This is a genomic window from Microvirga sp. GN3, from assembly GCF_055792825.1.
The window spans coordinates 1-10,562 of record NZ_JBVVAK010000222.1; the positions used below are offsets into that span (position 1 = coordinate 1).

General features: G+C 54.7%; 10 protein-coding genes and 1 pseudogene. 6 read left to right on the forward strand and 5 right to left on the reverse strand.

Annotated features, from left to right (window positions below):
- Positions 1–664: 664 nt before the first annotated feature.
- Positions 665–901 (forward strand): hypothetical protein, encoded by a 237-nt coding sequence (locus ACS5Q1_RS43820; RefSeq protein ID WP_473104115.1) that lies wholly within the window; start codon positions 665–667, stop codon positions 899–901.
- A 651-nt stretch (positions 902–1,552) separates the two neighbouring features.
- On the opposite strand, the pseudogene ACS5Q1_RS43825 reads toward ACS5Q1_RS43820, so the two are convergent.
- The 4 genes and pseudogenes from ACS5Q1_RS43825 to ACS5Q1_RS43840 all read right to left on the reverse strand — a co-directional run.
- Positions 1,553–1,984: pseudogene (locus ACS5Q1_RS43825) on the reverse strand (TniQ family protein); the annotation flags it as partial.
- Positions 1,984–3,099 (reverse strand): TniB family NTP-binding protein, encoded by a 1,116-nt coding sequence (locus ACS5Q1_RS43830; RefSeq protein ID WP_473104106.1) that lies wholly within the window; start codon positions 3,097–3,099, stop codon positions 1,984–1,986. The gene ACS5Q1_RS43830 and the pseudogene ACS5Q1_RS43825, both read right to left, overlap by 1 nt.
- The gene (locus tag ACS5Q1_RS43835; protein ID WP_473104107.1) at positions 3,096–4,586 is read right to left on the reverse strand and encodes a DDE-type integrase/transposase/recombinase; all 1,491 of its coding nucleotides are present in this window, start codon (positions 4,584–4,586) and stop codon (positions 3,096–3,098) included. Before ACS5Q1_RS43835 ends, ACS5Q1_RS43830 begins: the two co-directional genes overlap by 4 nt.
- Before the next feature lie 708 nt (positions 4,587–5,294).
- Positions 5,295–5,765, reverse strand: a complete 471-nt coding sequence (locus tag ACS5Q1_RS43840; protein ID WP_473104114.1) for a TnsA endonuclease N-terminal domain-containing protein — start codon at positions 5,763–5,765, stop codon at positions 5,295–5,297.
- A 1,041-nt stretch (positions 5,766–6,806) separates the two neighbouring features.
- Here ACS5Q1_RS43840 and ACS5Q1_RS43845 point away from each other — a divergent pair.
- From ACS5Q1_RS43845 to ACS5Q1_RS43855, 3 genes are all read left to right on the forward strand, one after another.
- Positions 6,807–7,181, forward strand: a complete 375-nt coding sequence (locus tag ACS5Q1_RS43845) for a hypothetical protein (RefSeq protein ID WP_473104108.1) — start codon at positions 6,807–6,809, stop codon at positions 7,179–7,181.
- 40 nt (positions 7,182–7,221) lie between these two features.
- Positions 7,222–7,461, forward strand: a complete 240-nt coding sequence (locus ACS5Q1_RS43850) for a hypothetical protein (protein ID WP_473104109.1) — start codon at positions 7,222–7,224, stop codon at positions 7,459–7,461.
- A 108-nt stretch (positions 7,462–7,569) separates the two neighbouring features.
- The gene (locus ACS5Q1_RS43855) at positions 7,570–8,061 is read left to right on the forward strand and encodes a hypothetical protein (RefSeq protein ID WP_473104110.1); all 492 of its coding nucleotides are present in this window, start codon (positions 7,570–7,572) and stop codon (positions 8,059–8,061) included.
- A 380-nt stretch (positions 8,062–8,441) separates the two neighbouring features.
- Here ACS5Q1_RS43855 and ACS5Q1_RS43860 read toward each other — a convergent pair whose 3' ends face one another.
- Positions 8,442–8,657: a hypothetical protein gene (locus ACS5Q1_RS43860; protein ID WP_473104111.1), complete on the reverse strand. Its 216-nt coding sequence runs from the start codon at positions 8,655–8,657 to the stop codon at positions 8,442–8,444.
- Positions 8,658–8,866: 209 nt separating this feature from the next.
- Between ACS5Q1_RS43860 and ACS5Q1_RS43865 the strand changes: the two genes are divergently transcribed.
- Both ACS5Q1_RS43865 and ACS5Q1_RS43870 read left to right on the forward strand, forming a co-directional pair.
- Positions 8,867–9,487, forward strand: a complete 621-nt coding sequence (locus ACS5Q1_RS43865) for a DUF938 domain-containing protein (RefSeq protein ID WP_473104112.1) — start codon at positions 8,867–8,869, stop codon at positions 9,485–9,487.
- Positions 9,488–9,541: 54 nt separating this feature from the next.
- Entirely contained in the window at positions 9,542–10,015 is a 474-nt protein-coding gene (locus tag ACS5Q1_RS43870) for an AAC(3)-I family aminoglycoside N-acetyltransferase (RefSeq protein ID WP_473104113.1), read from the forward strand.
- Positions 10,016–10,562 lie beyond the last annotated feature (547 nt).

Below are 10,562 nucleotides of genomic sequence, written 5' to 3' on the forward strand. Positions count from 1 at the left end.
CGAAGCGGCCGTGCGCACCGTCGTCGATACGGCTCGGCTCACGCCAAGTGTCACCGTCTTCGGCACCATTCTCGCTACCGTCAGCGCCTGAAACCAGCCTCAGCAACGGCGTGGGTAATTACCTGGGCGGTTCATAATCCAGTCGTACCGTGCGTCCTGTGCTGCCCAACAAGCCTTCTATCCGCGCGCGGGCAAAGAATATCTGCCGACACTGCGGGGGACCTATAACCGGATGAACCTTGAAGCCAGACAGTCGAGCAGTAACATACCTGGGTGAGGTGTGGAGCTCCCGTGCAAGCTCGGATGCTGTTATATATGTTCGGTGGAAGCGTGTGACGCTCGTTGGATCAATCCGCTTCCCGGGCCCTGTTCCTGTGAAGGACAGGAAGTTGCAGCGCGCCAAATGGCGTGCGACTTCATGGTGGATGCGAAGTGCCCGCGCCACTTCCTGGATACTCAGGCCAGGATTCGAACCTCGAATGGCCTGGAGGTCGCTTACCTTTATAAAGATCTTTGCGAGTGATAAACGGCCACTTCCGACGCCTACGGGTTTGATCACGCCGTCGAGTATTGATCGACAGGCCTTCGCCAACGGGATTCTTGCCTTTCGACACGCGGCGGGAAGCGGATCCGAGCCGTCAGGTTGCCGCACTCTTGGAGCTCCTTGAGCAATTTTCAATATGAAGCCTTCTACATCGGAGCGAAGAAACCGCTTCGAGGTGTCATCGCGGCAATGCGGAACGATGAGGCCCTCACGCACGAGCCGGGTCACTTGGGGCTTGCCAATCTCGAGATGCTTACGCAGCTCAATAGCGTTCAGTACCTCTCTTTTAAGTTCGGCGAGGTGCTGTACCTCAGTGGCTATAACGGGAGCGGCAACCCCTTGGCGGGTCGCCGTTGAGATCAATCCTCGTGATTGCAGGACTCGGCGGGCGCGCTCGTGACCCACGTTAAGTATCCGCCGGGCTTCTGTGATATTTATAGTAGCTGAGGAGCCCACGTGACCAAGTACAGCTTCGCCCTGAGCAATAACGCCGGACTCGAGCGCGTGTTTACGCAGGATGCTCTTCAAGGATGTTCCAAGTTGAGACTCGGGTATGTTTGAAACCCAGTGCTCGTAAATCCAGCCATATGACGCAATCAAACCCTTCGCGTTGCCGCTCGCACTCGCCCGTATCAGCGTATTGTCTAAGATCTTCGGGAAGAGACGATCGAGGTCTTTTGCCGTCTGAAAGCCCTCAACTCTCGCTAGTCGAACCTGATCCTCATAGACTGGAGGCTTAAACCGAGCCCACCCCTTCGAGGCTAGACCGAGACGCTCCAACTGGAAGATAGCGTCCCCGAGGGTAAGGTCGTCGAGGCACGGCACAGGCTCATGTCGCCTCCCGGTCAGTCGATAAACAATATAGCGATCTAGATGGTCAGCTGCATCATCATCACATTTTCTCACGCTACGCCCGAAAGACATACCACAGGCGCATAGATGAGCAGGACGTCCCGCCCACTCGGGCAGTGCCTCACACTGAGAGCACTTTTCGCGAAGTTGCGTCGCATGGAAGGGACAATTCCTAGTAGATTTTATGTCCCACCAGAATCTATGGTAGGTCGCTGTTTCAGGACGGCTGCCGTGAATCTTCGCATTACGCAAATCCTCTGCGAAGCAGTTCGGGCACCAGCGACGGCACCTAAGGGTCCAGTCGCCGAGACTGACACTATCCTGTCCGATTTGTACGGTTCGGGCAGACGGGTTGATGCGCGGTGAACTCTTCACCAACTCGTCAGACACAATTCCAGCGAGCTTTGCTAACTTTTCGATATCGTGTCCCCGAGATATTCGGTCGAAGCAGAGTCCGATGTCCCTAGCGAAACTGCGAACGTCCGGTTCACGATGACGCACGGCAAGTCTAAGCAAAAGGCCATGCCCTGGTTCTTCGAACCGTTCCGGAACACGGAGCGGAAGCCGTAAAGACTGTTGGAAGTTCATTAGAGCATCCGCTCCTCTTTATCGCCGATGCCTTGGAAGCGTGTATGACGAGAGGTTCTCGGGCGGACATTTCTTCCCATGTCCGCCCTGTTCTCGATCATGGTCGACCAGAGTTTCGTCAGTTCTTTTTGCGTTGCGATAAACGGATTCTGAGGGTTCTTGTTTCCGCTGCCTACTGGGACCGGTGGGGCATCGAAGTCGAGCAGCGGGATATCCTCGTCGTCGCCCTCGAACGCGTCGAATGCACGTGCAAGAAGCCCGCAGTCGATCCTCGGCAGACCTTCAGCTAAAGCGATCTCAAGCGCTTGGCTAAGGTACTTGGAGACCAAGCCGACGTGCCCGCCTGTCGCGCAGTAGATACGTTTTGCAGTCTCGTGCTCAGCGAGGTTAGACGACTGGGAAAGTCCTACCCTTTCTTCGAATAAGTTAAGGATAGCGAGAAATTCGACGCGACCCTCGATAGTTGACCAATTATAAGGGACGAGCTTTACAGGCGGCTCTAGACGGCGCTTCAGCTGCTTGAATTCTCTGAGCTTCAAGAGGCTCGGAAGTCCAGAAAGGACAATCTGCATCTTACAGGAATTTAGAAGTGACTTGAGAAACTCAGATATCTCACGTTGAGTCTCTTCACTCTTATTCTCGAAAATCTCTTGGGCTTCATCGATAAGCATTATGTCGACATGTAGCTCCTCGCAGTAGCTGCTAATCCTATCTATAATTTGCTTGGTATTCCAATCGTCCTTCGCTTTATAGCCAAGCGAACTTATGATTGCTGCAACGAACTGGCGTCGTGTTGGTCTCTGAGGCGTCTCGACGTAGACGATAGGCCGAATATCCCCGTCGGCTGTCTCCGACGCCGGATATTCTGAGAGGTAGTCTTCAAGGATGGTCGTTTTCCCAGCACCGGAGTCGCCAACGAGCAGAAGCGCTCGTGCCTTCAGGCGCCGCTTCCCGGCAGTATGGGAGCGATAGTGGAGTTTCCGTATGGATGCCTTGGCCGCCATGAGTTGGGCGTGCTGAATGACATCTGTTTCAAGTGCGATGATTTGGTTGATGGTGTGAGGATACCCAGCCTCAGTGAGCGGAGCCAAGTTAGAGCGTAGTCCGATTGTCATGCCGATTTCCTCATTTGGCTAACTCTTGCAGCGATTGCCGAACTTAGATCGATCCTGGCTGGTTGAGGGTTGGCAGTTTGGATGCCATCACCGGACGGAGCCGAGGCAGGTTCCTCTGTAATGGCGATGTCGGGCGTATCATCGTTGTAGGCCCTAATCCCCTCCAATCCGGCGACAGGTGTCATAAACTGTCCGTTAGGGAGAGCGTACCGAGCGACCTTTGCCGCGGTAGTTGTAGCGTTCTCGTCGCGTAGGCGCTGCTCGCTTTCGTCCTTGACGCGCTGGCGCGCCTTATACAGGTCACTCTCAGTTACTTTGCCCTGCTTAACCATTCTCTTCGCGGTGCGAATATGGATACGCGCCTGATACATCGAGACGCCGAGAGAAAGCTCAGGACGGTCACACGGAACTTTCAGCCATACGCCATTCACATCATCAAGGAGCCGTACAACACCGATGTCGAATGGATCGACACGGATTTCAAATCGCTTGGAACGGCCGCCACGCCGCTTGCGCAGAGACTTGAGCTCGTCACAGAAGTAGTAGAGGCCAAAAAGCCGAATTCCACTTCTCGTAATTGGCCTCAGGGTAGCATAACCAAGCAGCTGAACAAGATCATCCTCATTGGAGACACAGCGCACCCCATAAGTATCTGTCTTACGGTACCAAGCCTCAAGGGGCGTCTCATCGTCCAAGGCCTCGTGAGGCGTCACGTGGTAGTCGTCCACAATCCATTCGAGTATCTTTTGACGTGTCTCGGAAAGCGTAACCCTCGCTTCCTGGACGGAGTCGTAGTCACCCCGCCTGGCTGTATTCGAGAATGTTTTGCCATCCTCATAATCAAATACTTGCGAGTTCATGCTTCCGAATAGGCGCTCAACAGCACCTTTCAGCCACGGGCTGCGGACAGGCAGGTTTACGATGGTGAAACCCATAGCGCGCTCAGCTCGCTCAAGGCTACGGGACAGAAATTCGCGCCCGTTATCCGTGAAGATGCGCTTAGGTATCCCTTCACAGGGCCAATCATTCTTGAAGCACAAGCCATCCAAGCCCTTCGGCCAAAATGCGTGAGCTAAGCAGCGTTGGAGTGATGCGAAGCTAGGAACCTCAAACGACAGGTGGCAGCCCACGATCATTCGAGTCGCCCGGTCGAGCATCACTGTCAACCATGGGCGGCCTAGTGGCCGCCCAGACACATCGTCGACGACAATCAAGTCGATCAAGCAGTGGTCAATCTCAACTTCATCCAGCGCGTGCTCTGGTGGCCGCGTACGCCGAAAAACATCATGCTTCGAATGGGCCTTGCGCCACCCCAGACGTTTCCTGTCCGCTTCGAACTCTGACCAGTTTGAATTGTAGTAGTTCCGGAAGCTCTCGTAGCTGACATACTGCTCTTTTTGCTTGAGTTCTTTCATCAACTGCCGGTAGGCGTATCGCAGAGATGATTGCTTGAGCGTCAGGAAGAACGTCTCAATGTAGAGTTTCATACTCTCGTAAATATCTCCCGGTAGGCGAGGGAGGCGGTTTCCCTTCTTGGCGTCGAGCGGAATGAGAATTCGTATGTCTCTTCCAACTTCTACCTAAGCCCGATACCACGTCTCGAGGGTAGTCGGTTTCGGTGGGCTAAGGACCGGAGAGATCGCGTCGGCAACTTCCGTAAGCTCGGGCATGTGACGTCTTCGGTTACGATCCGCCGCACGCAACAGGACAAGGTCGCGATCCTCTCTTTCCCACTTCTCCTTATACTCAGAGAAAACCTCTTCGGGTACATCATGGAAGCATCGGTCCAGTGAGAAATGTCCTACGTCGCGCTTGTGATCGACCCTCCGGCAGTAGATAGTCCGACGCTCAGCCGTGATACGTGCCTCCGGCTTATGGATATCAAAAGCTTTGCGGAGGAGTTCGGCTTGTGCTTGAGAGAGGCCCTCTGGATTGCATGCGTAATGCTCTAACCGGCCGAGGCATCGTAATGTTCGGATATCATCGTCGTTGAACGATTTTGTATCCCCACCTCCGACTGGCTCGAGTTTCCAAGCGCGCCCGGATCTTTCAAAGACGCGCCACAGGACTGCACCGGCGTGCTCGCCTTTGATACGTAGGTGGTCACCACTGTGGAAACGAAGGCGGGTTGCAGGCATGATTGCTTCCGTATGTTGGAGCTAGATCTCAGCGTATTGGCGCCTTTGCATGAGCCGTTAAATTCTCGAGAATGTCCCGCAGCGAATCTCATTTTCAGTCCAGATTTCAAAGGATGCTCCCCTTTCGATGCATTCCATCTCGATTTGTGCGCGGCGGCCGCCCAAAGTTGCGTCACGGATTATGTATTTCGCTGGTTTGACCTCTCGATAGGCACGTTGCCCGTCGGAGTACATCCCGAGGAAGTCAGGTGTGTAGCGCCGCGCCTGCTTGCTCGGTGTCTTCCACCGGAACGTCTCCGGTTGTGCGGCATAGGCCATAATGTTTGGGTCTTGCTCCATGAGCACAATGAGATCTGCCTCAAGGAGACTTTCGAATGCGATGAGTCTGTTATTCTTTTTAGATGGAAATGAGCCGCTCATTGAGCCTGTTCGGCGCCCAGTTACAACTTTCCGCACGGGACCGAATTTGTGATCTGACAAGCCAAACCCATCAAGATCGATTGCAGGATGTTCTGACTCACGCTTCATCACTTTGGACCTCATAGAAGCTTCCCAATTTTCATCTTAAGGGCGAGCGCAGGGGTTGCTCCGTCACGAGCTTCTGCAATTATTCAATCGGATGGCCGTGTAGCTGCACCGCGGGTTCTGGAGTGCTAACGAGACTGCCGAATGCACTGTGGTTCGGTTGGTTAAATCTGCCCTAAAGATCTAAGCGTGGTTGCCAGATGGGCTGTCCTCATAGCGTCGATCTGGGGCGCTCTGGGAAAGACGTGCTGAAAGCTCTGTCAGCACATTCGCGGCCATACTCTTGATGCTGCTGTCTATGTAATCGGCAGATAGCCAAGTAGAGAGTATGTCGAGTAACTGGTGAGAGGTCATAGCGTGTGCGCCCTCGGGATTGACAGCCTGTGAGGGCTCTTGGCTAGCCATCTTGTAGTCGGCGGAGGCACATCCCCGTTGGGCGAACGGCGGTGTTTCTAGCAGTTCCTTCAGAACGTCTAGCTCAAGTGGGATGTGAATTGTGCGTCCAGATGCTGTCAGGAGCGTCTCGTTGCGGCAGATGTCAACGTCGCTCAGCCATTGGATGCTTCCAATCCGTAGCAGGTGACGGCAGCCGTCGGCGTCAGTCACTTCGAGGTAACTCCTGTTACGATTGATCTTCATGATGTGGCTTTCAACCAAAACTCATTAGATGCCGTGAACGGTGTAATTCCCGCACGATTGTCAGAATTTTGAAAGCTGCATGAGTCTATTATGGTAAATGAATTGGAGGGTTACGCAAAAGCGGAACTTGTATGGCGAATAGTGAGCCGAGTTAAAAGGATGTTGTTTTGCTTATTACTTCGGCGTGTGTGCCTAGTTGTCCAGGGAGAATCCGTAGTAACTTGACAATGGATTTATGTGCCTACTTATACTCTGTTTACTCAGGTGATAGGTTCACTTCTGGCCGACCCCAAACCATCGGATATTGGCCGTCCTTGATCATAGATAGTTACAAGGGAGAACTCCGTTGGTCCACATCAGCGTTCAGATGCTGCTCTCGAGCGGAGCAGGTTGGCTGGGGAAGCCATGAGTGCCGATTTCACCTCATCTCCGGAGTTTTGTCAGAAAATTGCCGAGGTAGTCCGATCGGCTTCGATTGAGGAGCTTTCCGGATGGTCGTCCATTGTCGACTACTACCAGGACAAGGATATCGCATTTAGCTTCCATGGCATCGATTGTGATCCGATCTCAATCGCTGTTCATCCAGATCGGACCTTCGATGGCCGGGCCCGTGTCCTGATGCATTATACCGCTGTCTTCCCTGATGGATTCCAGACCCTCGGCTCCCAGACATTTCCAGGAATGGTTTATGGACGGATTGATCCCAGAGGCGAGATCCACGTCGAGCGGTTCCGGTTGGGAAAAGATGGCAGGATTCCACCAGAAGGCATCCCTGGCTGATTACGCGACAACTTTGTCAAACCGAACGTTGGAGGACCAAGTGGCACATTCTTACGTCAGTGAATACCCTTGGTCGGAATTCCAGCCGCTCGATCCAGCCATCACGGCGCTCATTCAAAGACTGGCGGGCTATGGCTTACTCCTGAGCGAGATCGAAGGCCTGATCAAACGCGCCTTGGAAGATAAGTTATCTGAAGTGACGATGGTGATCGATGGCTATGAAGAGAGCGCGATATCCGTGCTTGGAGGTCTGCCGCCGGGTAGGAAGCGTCGCCATTGATAACTGCTATCGCAAGCGTGAACCGGTTCAACTCGGCGGAGGTCATAGGCTGCCAGATGGATTGTTCAGCCATCGCTTGCCTCACGTAAGCAGTTGATAGGAGCCAGCATGGGCAAGTCGCCGTTGTTCTTTGGCATTATCTTTCCTGCCCTTATGGTGCTCGCTGGTTGGTGGGCGTATCGCGCTGGACACCTCAATGAGTTTTGGTTTCTCTATTCCGCTGTAATGCCCGCTCTTGTCTGTGCTTTGGGGTGGTTCGCCGTCGTGCTCAACGAGGTTGCCAGTAGGCGAGAAAGGCGGAGGGAAAACGGTAGTCTGAGAGATCTTGAGCGACCTCTAGATCACCAAGCACTGTCGGCGGATATGCTCGACGCTAGCAATCAACCTGACAACAGCAGATCGGATCGGCTCGCAGAAACGATTGAGGTCATCAATCTGGTTCTTCCGTGGGTCGGCTCTACGGCACGTGCAGTTGCTTGGTACCGGACTCGACCCCTTCCAAGTCTTGACGGACAGACGGCAGAGCAACTGGTCAACCAAGGGCGCGCTGAGGTGGTCAAAGCTCAATTGGCTCGGATGCCACCTGTAGACCTGCTGTAGCTGCCGAGCCACGGAGGAGTTCGAGTTGTGACGCAGGCATCCTAGAAGAGTACGACTTCGATTGGCCGGAACCTCCTCCATTGAAAGGGCAGCCATCCAGCCGACTGTTTAGGCTCACTTCTGATAACAGGTACTTATCGGGAGTGAGAGGCGCGAAGAAGCCGTATTCCTTACATCGGTAGCTTATATTCAGTTCGCTATCGGAATTCTTCAGGGTAGAAATGATTGCAACGCATTAACCCGTGAAGCCAGCTGAATTGAGTTGGATTTCATCGTGTTAAGTCGTGTTGATCGGGCATCATCGGACGATGAGCCTATGTGCCGAAAACCGGATCCTTGTGGTGGCCCCTGTTCTTCTAATCTGCTCACCGTGACATGGGTTATCCTGTGCCATTCTCCTGGGGGGGATGGCCTTGCCGGTCGAAATCGGTCGCAGACCCAATCAGGATCTCCGCGAGCCCGTCGATCTCGCGGACAACACGATCGATCTGATGGTACTCCGAGCCCCCAATCGGGATCTCGGCCAGGGTCTGCGTGAGCAGATGACGAGTTGGACGCAGAGACTCCAAAAGCTTGTCGGCCCTCTCCCGGTTCATGATGCGGTGGGACCTTCTCGAATGACCATGTTGCATGGGAATCATGCCCTTCACGTTCCTGATTTGTTCTAATCAGGTGTGAGGAAATGACAAGGAGGTTCGCAGAGTTTTCACCGGCTTTTGCTCCGTGATGCTCCTCCAACCCACCGATGTCGTATTTCCGTTCACGCCAACAGCATGCTTCTTTGACCTGCGCTATATGTTGGCTCATGACAAAGCCATCTGATTCCAGCGAGGCACTGGCCTCACCTTCAGTCGCCCGCAACCGCGATCCGATCCTGGCCGTGCTTCGCCGGGCGCTCCCGCAAACCGGACAGGTTCTGGAGATTGCCAGTGGCACAGGCGAGCATGCGGTTTACTTTGCGGCAGCGCTCCCTCATGTGACCTGGCAGCCCACCGATCGGGATGAGCAAGCCCTCAAAAGCATCACCGCTCATCGGGCGGCGTCGGGCCTGCCCAATCTGCTCGCACCGCTTGTCCTTGATGCAGCCGCCCCAGAATGGCCCGTGGAGCAGGCTGACGCGATTGTCGCCATCAACATGGTCCACATCTCCCCATGGTCGGCGACCCAAGGGTTGATGACCGGAGCCGGGCGGGTGCTTCCGCCTGGGGGTGTGGTCTATCTCTACGGGGCCTACAAAGAGAACGGTGCCCACACGGCTCCAAGCAACGAAGCTTTTGACCTGGACCTTAGGCGGCGCAATCCGGAGTGGGGCGTGCGGGATCTTGAGAGCGTGGCAGCCTTGGCCAAAGACCATGGATTGGAACTTGTCGAACGCGTTCACATGCCCGCCAACAATCTCAGCCTCGTGTTTCGCCGAGCGGGGTGATTGCAAGATAAGCCCCTAACGGCGCAGCAGCGCTATACGTAGAGAATGACGTCGATGGCCATCATGTTCCGCCGCCTCATGCCCGGCGATATCGGGCTTCTTCTCAAGCTGAATGCGGTTTTCGGTGACGCATTCACTGATCCGGAGACGTACGGGGCTGAACTGCCAGGTGATGCCTACCTGGAGGGCCTGCTGGCGAAGGAGCACATCGTTGCCCTCGTGGCGTTGGAGGGCGAGGAGGTTCTGGGCGGTCTCGTCGCCTATGAACTCGACAAATTCGAGAGAGCACGGCGCGAGTTGTACATCTATGATCTTGCAGTCAGCGTAGAGCATCGACGGAAGGGCGTCGCAACTTCCCTGATTGAGCACTTGCGCGAGGTTGCCGCCCAGCGTGGTGTTTGGGTTATCTATGTTCAGGCTGATTACGGCGACGCCCCAGCAATTGCACTGTACGAAAAGCTTGGCACCCGCGAGGACGTGCTGCATTTCGACATCAAGGTTGAGCCATTGCCACGCCTGGCGGAATAACAGACCTTATAGATCCCGGGTGGCTGCGAGGAACCTGATCCCCTCTCCGGCCCCTCCGACGCGCTGGATGCGGCTTTACAACGGAATGTGTCGACCAGCACATCAAGGCCGAGCCTCGCGCCGTACTCTTGAGATGGTTTTTGATTGGACGCCTTGATGTCCTTGGCAGCAACAAGGGCGCACCAGGCGAGGGGGTACCATGGCCACCGGCAATTCATCAGCGTCAGGATCAGGCAGGCTAACAGCATCAGAGTGGGCGGCTATTGTCAGCTCCCTTGCCTTCCTCACATTTTGGCTCGGAATGTCATTCACCTAGTTGTTTGATCCCAGGGTTTGATGGTGCATTCGTGTCTTCTGAATGGAGGGATGTGCTATGGGGCAGGTTCTCCATGGGAGCGCCACAACGACAGAGACAGTCCGTCGGGCATCGTCATATCTGGACGCTCCCTGCCGGCAAGGGTTTTGTTGAACGTGAGTGCAAGTGGTCGGGTGCAGTCATATCTACGGCCTGTGAGTGCGGCTCATGTGACCGCTGGCCCTGATGAAA